We start from the raw sequence: 15,669 nt of genomic DNA, 5'->3' as shown, positions 1-15,669 counted from the left end.
TGATCTCGAGTTGAGTAGCCGTACTCATGACAGACCCGGTGTCACACAGGAATCTCGGATCATGACGTCCACCGCGCCCTCGCACACCCCGACGACCGGTGCCTTCTACGTGCAGGCGGTCCTCTCGTTCGGGCTCTCGCTGACCGCAGTCGGCATCGGAGTCGTGTTCCTGCCCGTCGACGGATGGGTCCGCGCGTTCCTGGGGATCGCGATGCTCTACACGGTCACCTCGGCGTTCACCCTGGCCAAGGTCCTCAGGGATCGGCAGGAGGACACCTACATCACCAGCCGGGTGGACAGAGCCCGGCTAGACAAGCTGCTGACCGACCACGACCCGTTCAAGCTCGACGTGCCGTGAGAAACGAAGACCGGTTGCCGCCCCCGTCGCGGCAACCGGTCCTCTCGGAAGGTGGCCGTCCCCCGGATCCCGTACCGGCCACCTGAACTGACACTCATTCTTTAGCCCGAACGGCGGTGGCAACAGCGACAACCCGCACAACCCACCGATACAGTCGGCGTAGGGGAGGGCTGTGTGGACGGGTCGTTCGGCGCGTTGCTGCGCCACCACCGGCTGGCGGCGGCGCTGACTCAGGAAGCGCTCGCCGAGCAGGCCGGAATCAGTGCTCAGGCCATCGGCGCGCTCGAACGCGGAGTCCGCCGGTACCCCCACCGCGAGACCGTCACACGGCTGGCCAGAGCCCTGCGCCTGAGTCAGGAGCAGCAGTCGGGCCTGGTCACCGCCGCGTCGCGCCCGTCCGTACCCCGTGCCGAACTCGAACCGTCCGGTCAGGTCGTGGCCGCGCAACTACCCGCGAGCGTGCAGGGCTTCACCGGACGCGAGGGCGTTCTGCTGACCATGGACGCGTTGCTCGCTCACGAGTCGAACGCCGTGGTCGTGTCCGCCATCGCGGGCATGGCCGGCATCGGGAAGACGACGCTCGCGGTCCACTGGGCTCATCGCGCCCGGTCGCGGTTCCCGGACGGGCAGCTGTTCCTGAACCTGCGTGGGCACGGCGGCGGCGCCCCGGTGACACCGCTCGAAGCGCTGACTCACCTGCTGGTAGGCCTCGGATTGGAACGCGCCAAGGTCCCCGCCGACGCCGAGACCGCCGCCGCCACCTACCGGACGTTGCTGGCGGACCGGCGCGTGCTGGTCGTGCTGGACGACGCGGTCGACGCCCGCCAGGTCCGGCCGCTGCTGCCGGGCTCGCCGGGCTGTCTCGTCCTCGTGACCAGCCGGTACCGCCTGGACGGCCTGGTCGCGCGCGACGGCGCCCGGCGGATCCAGCTGGAGCAACTGGATCCGGACGCGGCGCGGGACCTGCTCGTCCACGTGCTGGGGGAGCAGCGGATCGCGGCCGAACCCGACGCCGTCACCGACCTCGTGGGGTTGTGCGCGGGGTTACCCCTGGCGTTGCGCATCGCCGCCGCCCACCTGCTCAGCGGCCGGACGATCGGCGGGTACGTGGCCGCGTTGCGCTCCGGCGACCGGCTCGCCTCGCTGGCGGCGCCCGGCGATCCCGACACCGCGGTCGGCGCGGCGTTCGACCTGTCGTACGAGGCGCTCGAACCCGCCGCGCGCAGGGTGTTCCGGCTGATGGGGCACATGCCGGGCCGGGACCTGACCGCGGACGCCATCGCGGCGCTGACCGCGCTGGACCCGGCCGAGACCGAGCGCTGCCTGCACCTGCTCACCGCCGCGCACCTGGTCGACGAGCACCGGCCCGGCCGGTACACGTTCCACGACCTGCTGCGCCTGCACGCGGCCCAACTCGCCGACACCGAACGAGAAGCCGCGGCCGAACGTTTGTGGGGCCACTTCGCGCTGACGTTGCTCAACGCCGGTGAACGGGTCGATCCGCGCACGTACCGGCACGTGCTGGCCGAGGACTACCGCCACACCACGTTCATCGACGACATCATCGCGAACACGTGGATCGACGTGGAGACCGAGAACCTCGTCGCCACCACGCACGCCGCCGCGAAGGCCGGCCACACCCGGCTCGCGGTGCAGTTGCTGATCGCGCTGCACTCGCAGTTCGAACGCCACCGCATGGAGGTGGTGTGGCTCGACACCGGCACGGCGGTCCTGGAGGCCGCCCGGCGCAGCGGCGACCTCCTCGCCGAGGCGCACGCGTTGCGGATCATCGGCGACGCGCACTGGTGCGGGTGCGACTACGAGCAGTCGCTGACGTTCCTCGGCAAAGCCCTCACCGCTGCCGAAGAGCTGGGGCACAAGGAGTTCTTCCGCGTGGTGCTCTGCGCGCTGGGCCGGACGTCGATCTCGATGGGACGGCCGCGCGACTGCGCCGACTACTACCAGCGGGCGCGTGAGCTCTGGCGGCGGGACGGACGGCCGACCGTCGGCTCGCTGGTCCTCGGCGACGCGTACTGGGAGCTCGGCGAGCTGGACCGGGCCTACGAGCTGCACACCGAGGCCATCGAAGTCTCGCGGGACAACGGAATCCGCTTCGGCGTGCTGCTCGGCGAGACGCACGCGGGCCGTTCCTGCCAGGCGCTCGGCAGGCTGGAGCGGGCGATCGAGCACTACGAGGCCGGTCTGGCGTTGTGCCGCGAGTTCGCCGAACCAGCGGAGGAGGCCGGCAACCTCGCGAACCTCTCCGGCGCCTACCGCGACCTGGAGAAGTACGACCTCGCCCTGGACACGGCACGGGAGGCGCTGGAGATCGCGACGCGCCTGGGCATGCGGCGCACCCAGATCAGTGCGTGGCACGTGCTCGGCAGCACCCACCTCCTGCTCGGCTACGACGACGCCGCGCGGACCGAACTGCGCACCGCGCTGGACCTGGCCGTCGCCACGTCCCATCAACGCGGCCGGTGCGACGCCCTGATCTCGCTGGCGGCACTGCACCTGCGGCACGAGGAGCACGACTCCGCCCGCACGTTGGCGGAGGAAGCTCTGGAGATCAGCCGTGGCACCGGGCACCGGCTGATCGAGGGGGAGAGCCTGCGCGTGCTCGCCGAAGCAGACCTCGCCCAAGGTCGGATGGACGCGCGGCGCCGCGCGGAGGAGGCGGCGGCGTTGCACGCGAGATCCGGCTATCGCCTTGGTGCGCAACGGGTCGCGGACGTCCTGCGCCGCATCACGTGAGCAGCTGGTCGCGGCGCCGGATCAGGTAAGCGACCTCCGCGGTGTTGCCCGCCAGTTCGATGGCCCTGTCGTAGGCGGCTCGCGAATCCTGGCTGCGACCCAAGCGGCGCAACAGGTCGGCGCGGGTGACGTGGAAGGCGTGATAACCCGCCAGCCTGTCCTCCAGGCGGTCGACGGCCGCCAGCGCCACCTCCGGGCCGTCGAGTTCGGCGACCGCGATGGCCCGGTTGAGGGCGACGACCGGCGAGGGGTCGACGCGGACGAGCTGGTCGTAGAGGGCGAGGATCTGCGACCAGTCGGTGTCGCGCATGTCGCGGGCGGAGGTGTGCACGGCGTTGATCGCGGCGAGGATCTGGTAGCGACCCGGAGCCACCCCGGCGGCCAGACGTTCTCGCACGAGCCCGTGGCCTTCGGCGATCAGCGCGGTGTCCCAGGCGCCGCGGTCCTGTTCGGTGAGGGCGACCAGTTCGCCGCCGGGCGAGACGCGGGCGGACCGGCGTGCCTCGGTGAGGAGCATCAACGCGAGCAGCCCGGCCGCCTCGCCGTCGTCCGGGAGCAGGGCGCGGATCAGACGGGTGAGCCGGATCGCCTCAGCGGTCAGGTCGTGCCGCAGGGGGTCGGTGCCGGGACCGGTGGCCAGGTAACCCTCGTTGAACACCAGGAACAGCACGGTGAGCACCCCGGACACGCGGGCGGGGAGATCCTCGGCGGACGGCACGCGATAGGGGATGCGCGCCGCCTTGATCTTGGCCTTCGCGCGGGTGATCCGTTGCCCCACGGCGCTTTCGGCCACCAGCAGGGCGCGGGCGATCTCGGGCACGGTCAGACCCCCGACCAGGCGCAGCGTCAACGCCACGCGTGCCTCCGCCGCCAGCGCCGGGTGGCAGCAGGTGAAGATCAGCCGGAGCCGGTCGTCGTCGATGGCACCGAGAGGCTCGTGCGGGGTGTCGTCGTGCACCGTCCGAGCCTCCTCGTGCTTGTCGTCGCGCTTGCTCTCCCGGCGGATCCGGTCGATGGCCCTGCGGTTCGCGGTGGTGGTCAGCCAGGCGCCGGGGTTGGCCGGCACACCGTCGGCGCGCCACCGTTCGACGGCGATCGCGAACGCCTCGGCCGCCGCCTCCTCCGCGATGTCGAGGTCACCGAAGCGCCTGGTCAGGGCGGCGACCACCCGTGCCCACTCCTCGCGGTGGGCGCGGATGACCGCCGCTTCGGCGTCGTTCACTGAAATGGCCGCACCTCGATCTTGCGATCGCAGACCCTCGACGCCTCGGTGGCGAGCTTGAGCGCCTCGTCCAGATCGGCGGCCTCCCACACCCAGACGCCGGCGAGGTACTCCTTCGACTCCACGAAGGGCCCGTCGCTGAACAGCGTCTCCGCGCCCCGGTTGTCGACGACCGTGGCCGAGTCGGTGTCCGCGAGCCCGCCCGCGAACACCCAGTGGCCGTCGGCGATCAGCCGTTCGTTGAACGCGCTGATGGCAGGCCCCCTGTCGGTGCTGCCGGGGTTGGTCTTGTCGTCGATCACGGAAACCAGGTACCGCATCGGAGGCTCCTCTCCTGTGGGTGATTCAGTTCGGCCAGTACGACGGGCGTCCGGTGGGCCGGTAGACCTGGATCGCGACGCCGTTCGAGTCCACTCGCGACTCGACCACGCCGAGCGCGAGGTCGGGGCCGTTCTCCGGGAACAGCCGCAGGCCCTGGCCGACCACCACCGGGACCACGATCAGCGTCATCTCGTCGACCAGGTCGTTCGCCAGCAACCACCTGATCAGCGTGCCACTGCCGTGCACCTGCAGCTCACCGCCGGGCTTGGCCTTCAGGTCCGCGACGGCGGCCGCGAGGTCACCGGACAGCACGGTGGTGCCCGACCACGCCGGGTCGGCGAGCGTCGTCGACGCCACGTACTTGGACTGCGCGTTCAACGCCCGCAGGACGGGCTCCGAGCCGGGGACGTCCGCTTCCGTCAGGGTCCCCCACGAGCCGGCGAACAGGTCGTAGGTGCGCCGGCCGAACAAGAACGCGTCGGCGCGCTGGTAGGTCTCGTTGATGAACGCCCTGGTCCCGGCATCGCCCTTGCCGCGGGCCCAGCCACCGCGCTCGAACCCGTTCCCGCGGTCCTCCTCCGACGCGCCGCCGTTGCCCTGCACCACTCCGTCGAGCGTGATCTGGGACATGGTCGTCAGCTTCATGATCGCGGTTCCTTCGCTTCGGTGCCGCTCTTTTGCGGCCTCACCTCAGCTACGAACGCCCCGATCCCGATCCGACACCCTCACCAGAATTGTTTTCGAAGAGTCACTTCTCGACGTACGGCGGCGCCTCTCCCCAGCCCCACTTCGGCACGGGCGCTCCGTGGAAGGGCTTGGCGTCCGGCGCGGAGTTCTGCACCGCCAGCCGCGTGCCCCACTCCAGGTAGGACACGAACGCGGCGCGGAACTCGGGGTCGTCCGGCAGTCCCACCTCGTCCGCCGCGTCCATGATCAGGTTCAGCCAGCGCCGGCGTTGCTCCTCGGTGATGGCCCGCCCGACATGCTTGGCCAGCATGAACTCGTAGCCGCCCCGCTCGGCGGTGTAGGCGGCGGGCCCGCCGAACACCTCACCCAGCCACAACGCCACGTAGCGGGCATGCCCGGGATCCATCCCGGCGAACACGGGCGCGAGCACCGCGTCGTCGGCGACGCGCCGGTAGAACGCCTCGGTCAGCTTCAACAACGCCGCTGAACCACCGGCCCAGGTGTAGAGAGAAGGTGTTGACTGTTCGTTGATCACGACGCCCACTCCAGCACCAGGCGAAAAGCCCGGCAAGTACGCACCTTTTGGTGAGGAGCGCCCATGTACCACTGTCCGGTCGAGCTCGCCCTCGACGTCATCGGCGGCAAGTGGCGCGCGGTCGTCCTCGCCCACCTCAAGGAAGGCCCGCACCACTACGGCGAGCTGCGCCGCAAGGTGACCGGCATCAGCGAGAAGATGTTCGTGCAACGGCTCCGCGAACTGCAGGACGCGGGCCTGGTGGCACGGGTCGAGCGGCCTCCGCACGTCGAGTACTCGCTCACCGAGGAGGGCCGGACCCTGGGACCCGCTCTGCAGGCGCTGTACGACTGGGGCGTGCTGCGTGCCGCCCGCACCGGTGTGATCATCGCGTCGTGAGCTTCGACAACGGGGCGGCGCTGGGTGCGGCCGCGGCGGACTTCCTCAGACGGCACCTGATCAGACCCGGCGTGCGCGACGGCGTCGCGTTGGAGCCCGGCCTGACCGACGCGGAGTTCGCGGAGGTGGAGGAGGGCCTCGGGTTCGAGTTCGCCGACGATCACCGAGCACTGCTCGCCGAGGTGTTGCCGACCGGGAGTTCCTGGATGGATTGGCGCTCCGAGAACCTCGACGTCCTGCGCAGGCAGTGCGACTGGCCGGTCCGCGGTGTCCTGTTCGACGTGGAGAACAGCGACTTCTGGCACGAGAGCTGGGGCGTGCGGCCGTCTGACGTCGCCGAAGCCGTCGAGTGCGCGAAGGAACACCTCGCGACCGTGCCGCGGATGATTCCCGTGTTCTCGCACCGTTGCCTACCGGCCGGGCGTGGCACCTTCGGCAACCCCGTGCTGTCCATGCACCAGACCGACATCATCTACTACGGGTTCGACCTCCTCGACTACGTCGCCGCGGAGTTCTACATCCGCGACCCGCAACGACCGTGGCGCACTCCCAAGCCCATCGCGTTCTGGGACGACCTGCTCTAGTTGTACTGACCCGAGACGTTGCGAACGGTCCGACACGTAGTCGGATGATGTTGGAATGAGGGAGGGCCTCCGGGTTCGGTGTGGATTGCGACATCTGCACCGGCTAGCCAGGAGGCCCTCGATTACTCACGCTAACGCACCACTGACCGAGCTGGGCAGGCTGCGCCTGGCCCGGTGCGTCGTCGATGACGGGTGGCCGCTGCGGCGGGCTGCGGAACGTTTCCAGGTCTCGGTCAGCACCGCCTGGAGGTGGGCGAGCAGATATCGCGTGGACGGGCCGGCGGGCATGACCGACCGCTCATCGCGGCCTCTCACCAGCCCAAACAGAACCTGCGCGCGTCTGGAACGACGCATCGTCAAGGTCCGGCTCGACCGTCGATGGGGGCCGGCCCGGATTGCGTACCTGCTGGATCTCACCCCTTCGACCGTGCACCGCGTGTTGCGCCGTTACCGGCTGGCGAGGCTGCGTCACCTGGACAGGGCCACCGGTGCGCCGATTCGCCGCTACGAACACCCCGCGCCAGGGGATCTCGTGCATGTCGACATCAAGAAGCTTGGCAACATCCCCGACGGCGGAGGGCACCGCGTCCACGGCCGCCAGATCGGCGATCGCAACAGCCAGCGCACCCCCACTGCGAAGCGCAACGCCTACCGCAACCCGCTGCTGGGTTACGGATTCCTGCACAACGCGGTCGATGACCATTCCCGGCTCGCCTACACCGAGATCCTGCCCGACGAAACCCAGCACACCGCTGTCGCGTTCTGGCAACGAGCACAGAAGTACTTCCACAGCAACGGAATCACCGTCGTCCGAGTCCTCACCGACAACGGATCCTGCTACCGCTCACGCCTCTGGCGCGACACCCTCACCACCGCCGGCATCAGTCACAAACGCACCCGGCCCTACCGGCCACAAACCAACGGCAAGGTCGAACGCTTCAACCGCACCCTGCTCGAAGAATGGGCTTACGCCCGGCCATACAACTCCGAAGCCGAACGCCGAGCGGCGTTGCCGCGATGGCTGCACACCTACAATCACCACCGCGGCCACACAGCACTCAATGGCCTACCGCCAGCCAGCCGCGTTCCTAACCTCTCGGGTCAGTACATCTAGTCCCGCGCTGACCAGCGCGCTCAACCGCTGCCAACGAACTGCCCGTGCACCGGTGGCAAGGCTGTGCCCGTCACACAGCCCTTGCCTCTTGGAGGACGGATGAGAATCGGGTTACGGAAGGCGTTGGCGCTCGCGATGACCGCGGCGGCGGCGCTGTTCCTGACGCCGGCCGCGGCGGTTGCGGTGGAGCAGCAACCGGCGGTGCAGGGCATCAATCCGGGCACGTACCAGAACCTGATCAACAACTACCACCGCAAGTGTCTCGCGGTGAACTCGGCGGACAACCGCAACGGCAAACCGTTGATCCACTACGACTGCTACTCGTCGTACACCGACCAGTACTGGGTCTTCGAACCGATCGCGGCCGCGCCGGGGTACTACCGGCTCCGCAACCAGAACACCGGTCGTTGCGTCGCGGCGGCCAATCCCAACAACGGCGCGAAGGTCGTGCAGTACGACTGCGTCGACGGCTACTACGACCAGTGGTGGTTGCCCGAGCTCATGCCGGACAACGTCCACTACCGGCTGCGCAACTACAAGAGCGGCCGTTGCCTGGCCGTTCCGTCGAACCAGGGCCAGAACGGCGGAAACGCCGTGAGCTACAACTGCATCCTCGGCTACAACGATCAGTGGTGGCAGATCTGGCCGTGACGTGACTTCCTCCCCGTTTCCCCGGTATGCATGGAACATGGTGCTGGGGGCTCGGGGAGGGCACGCCGGATGACTGTGCGGTTCCGCCTGCTCGGCGACGTCGAGGCACGGGTTCACGGTAGTCCGATCGCGATCGGCTACGCGCAACTTCGTTCTGTGCTGGCAGTGCTTCTGGTCGAGGCGAACCAGGTGGTGTCGGTCGACCAGTTGGTGGACCGGGTCTGGAGCGATCGGCCCCTTCCCCGCAAACCGCGTGCGGCCGTGCAGCACAGCATGACCATGCTCCGCGGCGCGTTGACGCCCGCAGGCGTGACGATCACCCGCAGGTCAACCGGTTACCAGCTCTCCGTGGACCCGGAAAGCGTTGACCTGCACCGGTTTCGTCGTCTCGTCGAGGACGGGCGCGCCGCCGGTGACGACGGCCGGGCCGCCGCTCTGCTCGAGGAGGCGCTGAAGTTGTGGGGAGGAGAACCGTTCGCGGGTCTGGACACCGCCTGGCTCGACTCCCTGCGCGCCACGCTGATCCAGCACCGGCACGCGGTCCGGCTCGAACTCGTCGACATCCAGCTCCGCCTCGGTCTGCACGCGGCGCTGCTGCCCGACCTGTCGGCGTGGGCGGCCGGCAACCCGTTGGACGAACGCCTGGCCGGCCAGCTCATGCTCGCGCTGTACAACTGCGGTCGCCCCGCCGACGCCCTTGAGCACTACCAGGAGGTGCGCAAGCGGCTGGCTGACGAACTCGGCACCGATCCCAGCCCGCCGCTGCGGCAGTTGCACGAGCGGATCCTCGCCACCGACCCCGCGCTGACGGCGCTCGTCAGGCCGCACAGCACCGTTGTGCCGCACCAGCTTCCAGCCCGGCCGCGTCTGTTCAGCGGCCGAAGCCGTGAACTGGCCGATCTCGACGCCGCGCTCGGCGAGGACGACGCCGCGGTGATCTCGGCCGTCGGTGGGCTCGGCGGCATGGGCAAGACCTGGCTGGCGGCGCAGTGGGCGCACCAGCACCTGGACCGGTTTCCCGACGGCCAGCTGTACGTCAACCTTCGCGGCTTCGACCCCGCCGGGCAGCCGATGTCCGCGGAGACCGCGATTCGCGGCTTCCTCGACGCGCTCGGCGTCGCCCCCTCCGCCGTCCCGGTCGACGTGGACGCGCAGGCGGGGCTGTACCGCAGCCTGGTCGCGGACAGGAAGATGCTGGTGTTCCTGGACAACGCGGCCGACAGCGCCCAGGTGGTACCGCTGTTGCCCGGCAGCCCTGCCTGCGTCGTGCTGGTCACCAGTCGCCGTCAGCTCAACGGTCTCGTCGCCGCGCACGGCGCGCGGGCGCTGAACCTGGACCGGCTCAGCGACGACGAAGCACGCCGGCTGCTGGCGACGCACCTCGGCGAGGACCGGCTCGCCGCCGAACCCGGTGTGACAGCAGAACTTCTGGCCTGCTGCGGAGGCTTGCCACTGGCGATCAGCATCGTGGCCGCGCGTGCCGGCACGCACCCCGGCTTCCCACTGTCCGTGCTGGCGGACGAACTGCGCGAGCAGAACGACCTGCTGGACGCACTGGACGCCGGCGAGGACCTCGTGAGTGTTCGCGCTGTGTTCTCCTGCTCCTACAACGCTTTGCCCGCCGAGGCGGCCACCGTGTTCGCCGCTCTCGGTCTCGCTCCCGGCACGGATATCGGCCTGCCCGCCGCCGCGAGTCTCACCGCGCTGCCCGTCGCCCGCGTTCGCGCCGCTCTGCGTGCACTGGAGCAGGCGAACCTGGTCGGTCAGCACGCCCCTGGCCGCTACCGGATGCACGACCTCGTCCGGTTGTACGCGGGTGAACGCGCCCATCACGACTCCGACGCGGTGCGACGAGTGGTCGACTTCTACGTGCACACCGCGTTCGCCGCCGAGCGAGTGCTGGACCCGCTGCGCGAACCGCTCGCGATCGGGGCGCCCGCACCGGGATGCGTCCCGCTGGGGTTCGAGGACGAGACAGCGGCGACCGAATGGCTGGCCACCGAGTTCGCGAACCTCCTCGCCGTGCAGGAACTCGCCGCCGGTCAAGGCCTGCACGACCAGGTGTGGCACGTGGGCTGGACCCTGAACACGTTCTTCCGGAGACGGGGCGACTACCACGACGCCGTCGCCGTGTGGCGGGCCGGCGTGGCCGCCGCTGACCACGCCGGCGACAGGATCGCGCAGGCTCAGACCAGAAGACACCTCGGGGACGCGTGCAGCGGACTGGGACTCCAGTCCGACGCCTTGCGGCACCTGGGCGACGCTCTGCGGATCAGCGAGCAGGCGGGCGATGTCCCCGGCCAGGCCCACGCCCATCACCTCATGGCCTCCATCTGGGAGGACGTGGGGGACGACCGGCGGGCGCTGGAGCACGCGACCCCAGCGCTACGCCTGTTCCAGGACCTCGGCATGACGGTCTGGGAGGCCTGGGGATACACCCAGGTGGGCTGGCACCAGGCTCGGCTGGGGCTCTACGAGCAGGCACGCGTCCATTGCGAGGCCGCCCTGGTCATGGCTCGCCGGCACGGCGAGCGTGAACTGGAGGCGACCACAGTGGACAGCCTCGGCTACATCGCCCACCACACGGGCCACCACGCCGAGGCGCTCGACCTCTACGGACAGGCACTCGACCTGCTCCGCGACCTCGGGTACGACCACCACGAGGTCGCGACCCTGGAACGCGTCGGCCACACCCATCGCGCGCTCGGTCACCACGACAGGGCTGAAGCGGTGTGGCGGCAGGCTCTCGAGCTGTGCCAGGCGCAGCATCGAGCCGAGGACGCCGGTCGAATCCGGCGGCTGCTGACACCAAGCCCGCACGGCTGAGCTCACTGAGCGGAGGTGCGCTGCTTCCGCCGGCCGGCCGGAGAGTGGGACGGTTCCGGCTCGTGCTCCGGGCAGTCCGTGCGCAGGCCCGCGAGCGGCAACGGGGTGCGCAGCAGGTGGCAGTGGTGGGGCACGGCCGGGTCGGGATGTTCGTCGCGGCCGAAGAAGCGGCACGTCGTGCACATGCGCGTCACGCTCACCACGCTCGCGCGTTGCAGGTCCGCGATCACCCGCAGCAGCGTGTGCAACGTGGTCGCGCGGTCGGCCTCGGGAATCCCGGCGAGGGCGTCCGTCAACGGATCGTCCCAAGAGGACAGACCTCGCGCCACCTCCTGGCCGGCGTCGGTCAGCGTCAACGACCGGCGGCGGCCGTCCGCGCCGGGTGAGCGCGTCACGAGTTCCTTGCGTTCCAACGCGGTCACGGCGTCGGACATGGTCGGTGTGGTGACGTCGAACTCGGCGGCGAGCGCGGCGACCTCACGACGTGTCTGCGGGTGCCGGGCCAGTGCCAGCACCGCTTGCTGCTGCAGCGGCGACAGTCCGTGCTCCCGTGCCGTGCGCTGCGCGAGTGAACGCATGCCGTGCCCGAGTCGCTCGAGCGCGTCGGCCAGCCGCCGGTCGAGCCCGGCCGTGCCGTCGGTGTCAGTCATGCGATCCGCCTGCCAGTAGAACTTCCACGGCGATGGTACGTGCTGCCGAGGGTGAGACCTGGATCACGAAGAACTAGGTAGGAGTCCTACCTAGTTTGTGGCAGGGTGAGGACATGAACCTCCTCCTGCCCACGTCGAACGGACTCGCGACTCCCGCGATGCCCTGGGAGACAAGCGAATGGTTCAACAGTGAACCGCTGAACCTGGCCCGCCTGCACGGCCGCGTGGTCGTGCTCGAGGCGTTCCAGATGCTGTGCCCCAGCTGCGTGACGCACGCCCTCCCACAGGCCACGCGCCTGGCCAGGACGTTCGGCGACGACCTCGCCGTCATCGGTCTGCACACCGTGTTCGAACACCACGCGGCGATGACCCCGGTGAGCCTCAAGGCGTTCCTGCACGAGTACCGGATCACCTTCCCCGTTGGCGTCGACGCTCTCCGAGGCGCGCACCCGGCGCCCGTCACGTTCAGCCGCTACCGCATGCAGGGCACGCCCACCACGGTGCTCATCGACCGCGACGGCATGCTGCGCGCCCAGAAGCTCGGCCCGGTCGACGACATGACGCTGGCCTCGGCCGTGACGCGGCTGCTCGACGGCGCCGTGCCACCCGCGGTCTGCGCGATCGACGGCACCTGCACCTGACCCACACCCATCACCAGAAGGAGAACCACCATGTCCCGCATCGACCTCACCGACCCCGACCAGATCACCGACGAGCGCGCCGAGACCCTGGCGCAGATCAAGGGCGCCTTCGGCCTGGTGCCCAACATGTTCAAGGCCGTGGCGAACTCACCCGCCGCGCTGCGGAGCATGTGGGCGCAGTTCGGCGCACTGGGCGGCGGCACGCTCGGGGCGAAGATCGGCGAGCAGATCGCCGTGGCCGTGGCCGACCAGAACCGTTGCGACTACTGCCTTTCCGCGCACACCATGCTCGGCAGGAAGGCAGGGGTCACCGCGGCGGAGATGAGGAACGCCCAGAGCGGCAAGTCGGACGACCCGCGCACCGCCGCCGTCCTCGCGCTCGCCACCGCCCTCGTCGAGAATCGCGGCCAGATCGCCGGCTCCGACGTCCAGGCCGCGCGTGACGCGGGCCTGAGCCAGGAGGAGATCGTCGAGACGGTCGCGCACGTCGCCCTGAACGTGTTCACGAACTACATCAACGTCGCGCTCGACGTGCCGGTCGACTTCACGCGCGTGTCCCTCACCTGAGAAACCAGTCCGCGAGGGCACCAGGGACGCGTTCAGTATCGTCCCTCCGATGATCCGAGCATGGGTGCGACGCTGTGCCGTGGCCGCCTGCATCGCGGTGCCGCCGGTGCTGCTTCTCCTCGGCTGGGGCCCTTTGAGCAGCGCACATCCTGCCCATCTCGTGTTGCTCGCCGTGGTGGAGGCGGCCGGGATCGCGATGGCCCTGTGGCGGCGCGGCCCGGCGTGGCTCGCGGTGGTGCTCGCCGTGCTGCTCATCGCTCCAGCGGTGTACTTGCAGCCGTTCGGCGCGACGACGATCGTCATGGCGGAGAACACCGCCACCACGGCGGTGCTGCGCCCCGACGGTCCGGTGCGCGCCGGGCTGGTCTTCCACCCCGGCGCCAGGGTCGACCACCGCGCGTACTTCCCGCTCCTGCGGCGCGTTGCGGCGGAAGGGTTTCTCGTCGTGGTGGTGAAGGAGCCGCTGGGGATCGCCCTGCTCGGCGGCGACACCGCGGAACTGCGGCGGAGTCATCCCGACGTGCCGGTGTGGGCGGTCGGTGGCCACTCGCTCGGTGGCGTCGCGGCCGCACGGGATGTTCCCGCCGACGGATCGGTGCGCGGGCTGGTGTTGTGGGCGTCCTATCCGGTCGACGACCTCTCCACCCGCGACGGCCTCACCGCCTGGTCGATCTCGGGTGAACGCGATGGTTTCACCACACCGCAGGACGTCGCCGAGTCACGGAAGCTGTTGCCTGCGGGCACCCGCTTCGAGGTCGTCTCCGGTGCCGTCCACGCGTACTTCGGTGACTACGGCGACCAGCCCGGCGACGGTGTGCCGACCCGATCCCGTGCCGAGGCACAGGACCGGATCGTCGAGCACACCGTCGCCGCGTTGAACGACGTGATCTAGATTCGGTCGCCCACCTGGTCGACGAACCCGGACGCGTCCTGCGGCCTGTTCTTCGTGCCGAGGTACTCGTAGGTGTCCTTGTCGAACACCATCACCACCGGCTGGGCCGACGGCAGCGACCCCTCTGGCACCGGCCAGCTGATCCCGATCCCCGGCCGGCCGGACGAGACGTTCTCCACGACCGTCAGCCCCGGTACGCGGGTCGCCGCCTCGAACAACGCGGCCCGCTGCGGGCCCGGCAGGTACGAGTCGAAGACGAGGGACAGCACGTCCTTGCCGTACGAGTTGACCGGCCGGTCCTTCTCGTCGCCCTGCAGGACCTTCAGCATCTCGTCGGCCGTGGTGGGCAGGTCGTCCCGGTACGAGCGGCCCGGCGTGCACTCCTCGGTGCCGCCAGTCGGCTGGTCGTACTTGTCGAGCACCTTCCTGCGGCCGTCGACGCAGCCGGGCACGGGGATCGGCGGTGCGTTCCCGGCGAGGATCATCTGGCCGTCACGGGTGCCGTCGACGGAGAACCAGTCCTCCCGTTCACCGGTGCGCACGTAGTAGAACTGATCGGGCCGTGGCACCACGTCAGGCTTCGAACGGGCTGCCGCGGCGGCGTGGTTCAGCAGTTGCACGGCGGACTCCACCGCCGGTGCCGCGGTGTCGTGGTGGGCCGGGTCCGGGGAACCGGACGGCAGCACCAGCGCCACGCCGGCGGCCGCCGCCGCCACGGAGAGCGTGGCGATGGCGATGACCCCGGCACGACCGCGCCTGGGCGGTTTCATGCCCGCCACGAACTGGGCGCGGGCGGCCGCCAGCTGGTCGGCGGACTTGAGCGGGGTCTCGTCCAGTTCCCGGACGAGCTGAAGGTCATCCATTGTTGAGCAGCTCCTCGACCTCGGTGTGGTTGTCGGTTCCCAACGCTTCCCGGACCTTGCGGCGGGCGCGGTTCAGCCTCGACCGCACCGTGCCCACCGGGATCGCCAGCGCCTCGGCGATCTCGAGATAGCTGAGCTGTTCCCACGCGACCAGCAGCAGCACGTCCCTGTCCTCGGCGGACAGCGCCCCCAGCGCGCCGGTCAGCATCGACCGCATGGCCTGCGCGGTGACGTCCGCGGCCACCCGGTCGGCGTGGTCGTCCACAGAGGAGACGACCAGGTGCATCCGGTACCGGCGCACCTCCTCCCGCCGGTGCTGACCGACCAGGTTGGTGGCGATGCCGTACAACCACGGCCGGGCGTCCGGGCGGGAGGGGTCGTAGCGCCCCCGTTTCGAGAACGCCACGAGGAACGTCTCGGCGAGCAGGTCGTCGGCGACCTGCTGACCGAGGCGCCGGGCGAGATAGCGCTGGATGTGCGGTGCGTGCCGGTCGAAGATGACCGCGAACTTCTCGGTCACGCGCAGCGACGCCTCGATGAGCTCCGCGTCGGTTGCTGTCATGGTGGCCTTTCGAGCGAAGGGTCTTCGCCCTGTTATCGGCAGAACGCCCCGACCGGGTTCACGG

The 15,669-nt window shown here is 69.9% G+C and carries 17 protein-coding genes; 10 read left to right on the top strand and 7 right to left on the bottom strand.

Annotated elements, in window-relative coordinates; genetic code table 11:
• Window positions 1-61 precede the first annotated feature (61 nt).
• Together SK854_RS00955 and SK854_RS00950 are read left to right on the top strand one after the other, a co-directional pair.
• A complete protein-coding gene (locus SK854_RS00955) occupies window positions 62-358 on the top strand; it encodes a YiaA/YiaB family inner membrane protein (RefSeq protein ID WP_319973018.1) in 297 nt (98 codons plus the stop codon).
• A gap of 174 nt (window positions 359-532) precedes the next feature.
• Window positions 533-3,112 carry an ATP-binding protein gene (locus tag SK854_RS00950; RefSeq protein WP_319973017.1) on the top strand — a complete coding sequence of 860 codons (2,580 nt, stop codon included), beginning with the start codon at window positions 533-535 and terminating at the stop codon, window positions 3,110-3,112.
• Here the strand turns inward: SK854_RS00950 and SK854_RS00945 are convergent.
• The 4 genes from SK854_RS00945 to SK854_RS00930 all read right to left on the bottom strand — a co-directional run bounded on the left by SK854_RS00945 (window position 3,105) and on the right by SK854_RS00930 (window position 5,877).
• Complete coding sequence (locus SK854_RS00945) at window positions 3,105-4,334, bottom strand: RNA polymerase sigma factor (RefSeq protein ID WP_319973016.1); 1,230 nt, start codon at window positions 4,332-4,334, stop codon at window positions 3,105-3,107. The genes SK854_RS00950 and SK854_RS00945 overlap by 8 nt on opposite strands.
• A complete protein-coding gene (locus SK854_RS00940; RefSeq protein ID WP_319973015.1) occupies window positions 4,331-4,654 on the bottom strand; it encodes a YciI family protein in 324 nt (107 codons plus the stop codon). Before SK854_RS00940 ends, SK854_RS00945 begins: the two co-directional genes overlap by 4 nt.
• A 25-nt stretch (window positions 4,655-4,679) precedes the next feature.
• Window positions 4,680-5,300: a dihydrofolate reductase family protein gene (locus tag SK854_RS00935; RefSeq protein WP_319973014.1), complete on the bottom strand. Its 621-nt coding sequence runs from the start codon at window positions 5,298-5,300 to the stop codon at window positions 4,680-4,682.
• Between the two features lie 103 nt (window positions 5,301-5,403).
• On the bottom strand, window positions 5,404-5,877 hold the full coding sequence (locus SK854_RS00930; RefSeq protein ID WP_319973013.1) for a group II truncated hemoglobin: 474 nt from the start codon (window positions 5,875-5,877) through the stop codon (window positions 5,404-5,406).
• A 63-nt stretch (window positions 5,878-5,940) separates the two neighbouring features.
• Here SK854_RS00930 and SK854_RS00925 point away from each other — a divergent pair, with 63 nt between their 5' ends.
• From SK854_RS00925 to SK854_RS00905, 5 genes are all read left to right on the top strand, one after another.
• Window positions 5,941-6,255: a winged helix-turn-helix transcriptional regulator gene (locus SK854_RS00925; protein ID WP_319973012.1), complete on the top strand. Its 315-nt coding sequence runs from the start codon at window positions 5,941-5,943 to the stop codon at window positions 6,253-6,255.
• Window positions 6,252-6,839 carry a hypothetical protein gene (locus SK854_RS00920; RefSeq protein ID WP_319973011.1) on the top strand — a complete coding sequence of 196 codons (588 nt, stop codon included), beginning with the start codon at window positions 6,252-6,254 and terminating at the stop codon, window positions 6,837-6,839. The genes SK854_RS00925 and SK854_RS00920 overlap by 4 nt, the downstream gene beginning before the upstream one ends.
• A 121-nt stretch (window positions 6,840-6,960) precedes the next feature.
• A complete protein-coding gene (locus SK854_RS00915) occupies window positions 6,961-7,953 on the top strand; it encodes an IS481 family transposase (RefSeq protein WP_319973693.1) in 993 nt (330 codons plus the stop codon).
• A gap of 99 nt (window positions 7,954-8,052) precedes the next feature.
• The gene (locus SK854_RS00910; RefSeq protein WP_319973010.1) at window positions 8,053-8,604 is read left to right on the top strand and encodes an RICIN domain-containing protein; all 552 of its coding nucleotides are present in this window, start codon (window positions 8,053-8,055) and stop codon (window positions 8,602-8,604) included.
• 69 nt (window positions 8,605-8,673) lie between these two features.
• Complete coding sequence (locus tag SK854_RS00905; RefSeq protein WP_319973009.1) at window positions 8,674-11,430, top strand: AfsR/SARP family transcriptional regulator; 2,757 nt, start codon at window positions 8,674-8,676, stop codon at window positions 11,428-11,430.
• A gap of 2 nt (window positions 11,431-11,432) precedes the next feature.
• On the opposite strand, the gene SK854_RS00900 is transcribed toward SK854_RS00905, so the two are convergent.
• Window positions 11,433-12,080, bottom strand: a complete 648-nt coding sequence (locus tag SK854_RS00900) for a MarR family winged helix-turn-helix transcriptional regulator (protein ID WP_319973008.1) — start codon at window positions 12,078-12,080, stop codon at window positions 11,433-11,435.
• Between the two features lie 113 nt (window positions 12,081-12,193).
• On the opposite strand from SK854_RS00900, the gene SK854_RS00895 reads away from it, so the two are divergent.
• Genes SK854_RS00895 through SK854_RS00885 form a run of 3 tightly spaced genes read left to right on the top strand, consistent with a single transcriptional unit; the run spans window position 12,194 to window position 14,180 of the window.
• Complete coding sequence (locus tag SK854_RS00895) at window positions 12,194-12,721, top strand: redoxin domain-containing protein (RefSeq protein WP_319973007.1); 528 nt, start codon at window positions 12,194-12,196, stop codon at window positions 12,719-12,721.
• Window positions 12,722-12,751: 30 nt separating this feature from the next.
• Window positions 12,752-13,288, top strand: a complete 537-nt coding sequence (locus SK854_RS00890) for a carboxymuconolactone decarboxylase family protein (RefSeq protein ID WP_319973006.1) — start codon at window positions 12,752-12,754, stop codon at window positions 13,286-13,288.
• Window positions 13,289-13,337: 49 nt separating this feature from the next.
• A complete protein-coding gene (locus SK854_RS00885; protein WP_319973005.1) occupies window positions 13,338-14,180 on the top strand; it encodes an alpha/beta hydrolase in 843 nt (280 codons plus the stop codon).
• On the opposite strand, the gene SK854_RS00880 is transcribed toward SK854_RS00885, so the two are convergent.
• The gene (locus SK854_RS00880; protein ID WP_319973004.1) at window positions 14,177-15,043 is read right to left on the bottom strand and encodes a CU044_5270 family protein; all 867 of its coding nucleotides are present in this window, start codon (window positions 15,041-15,043) and stop codon (window positions 14,177-14,179) included. The genes SK854_RS00885 and SK854_RS00880 overlap by 4 nt on opposite strands.
• On the bottom strand, window positions 15,036-15,605 hold the full coding sequence (locus SK854_RS00875; RefSeq protein WP_319973003.1) for an RNA polymerase sigma factor: 570 nt from the start codon (window positions 15,603-15,605) through the stop codon (window positions 15,036-15,038). Before SK854_RS00875 ends, SK854_RS00880 begins: the two co-directional genes overlap by 8 nt.
• Between the last annotated feature and the right edge of the window lie 64 nt (window positions 15,606-15,669).

Source organism: Lentzea sokolovensis, assembly GCF_033949975.1.
Taxonomy (GTDB): domain Bacteria; phylum Actinomycetota; class Actinomycetes; order Mycobacteriales; family Pseudonocardiaceae; genus Lentzea; species Lentzea sokolovensis.
This window is presented reverse-complemented; position numbering and strand designations above follow the sequence as displayed.

Coding starts and splice junctions, on each gene's coding strand:
- SK854_RS00955 (WP_319973018.1), top strand. CDS start 62: ATGACGTCCACCGCGCCCTCGCACACCCCGACGACCGGTGCCTTCTAC.
- SK854_RS00940 (WP_319973015.1), bottom strand. CDS start 4,654: ATGCGGTACCTGGTTTCCGTGATCGACGACAAGACCAACCCCGGCAGC.
- SK854_RS00935 (WP_319973014.1), bottom strand. CDS start 5,300: ATGAAGCTGACGACCATGTCCCAGATCACGCTCGACGGAGTGGTGCAG.
- SK854_RS00925 (WP_319973012.1), top strand. CDS start 5,941: ATGTACCACTGTCCGGTCGAGCTCGCCCTCGACGTCATCGGCGGCAAG.
- SK854_RS00910 (WP_319973010.1), top strand. CDS start 8,053: ATGAGAATCGGGTTACGGAAGGCGTTGGCGCTCGCGATGACCGCGGCG.
- SK854_RS00905 (WP_319973009.1), top strand. CDS start 8,674: ATGACTGTGCGGTTCCGCCTGCTCGGCGACGTCGAGGCACGGGTTCAC.
- SK854_RS00900 (WP_319973008.1), bottom strand. CDS start 12,080: ATGACTGACACCGACGGCACGGCCGGGCTCGACCGGCGGCTGGCCGAC.
- SK854_RS00895 (WP_319973007.1), top strand. CDS start 12,194: ATGAACCTCCTCCTGCCCACGTCGAACGGACTCGCGACTCCCGCGATG.
- SK854_RS00890 (WP_319973006.1), top strand. CDS start 12,752: ATGTCCCGCATCGACCTCACCGACCCCGACCAGATCACCGACGAGCGC.
- SK854_RS00885 (WP_319973005.1), top strand. CDS start 13,338: ATGATCCGAGCATGGGTGCGACGCTGTGCCGTGGCCGCCTGCATCGCG.
- SK854_RS00880 (WP_319973004.1), bottom strand. CDS start 15,043: ATGGATGACCTTCAGCTCGTCCGGGAACTGGACGAGACCCCGCTCAAG.
- SK854_RS00875 (WP_319973003.1), bottom strand. CDS start 15,605: ATGACAGCAACCGACGCGGAGCTCATCGAGGCGTCGCTGCGCGTGACC.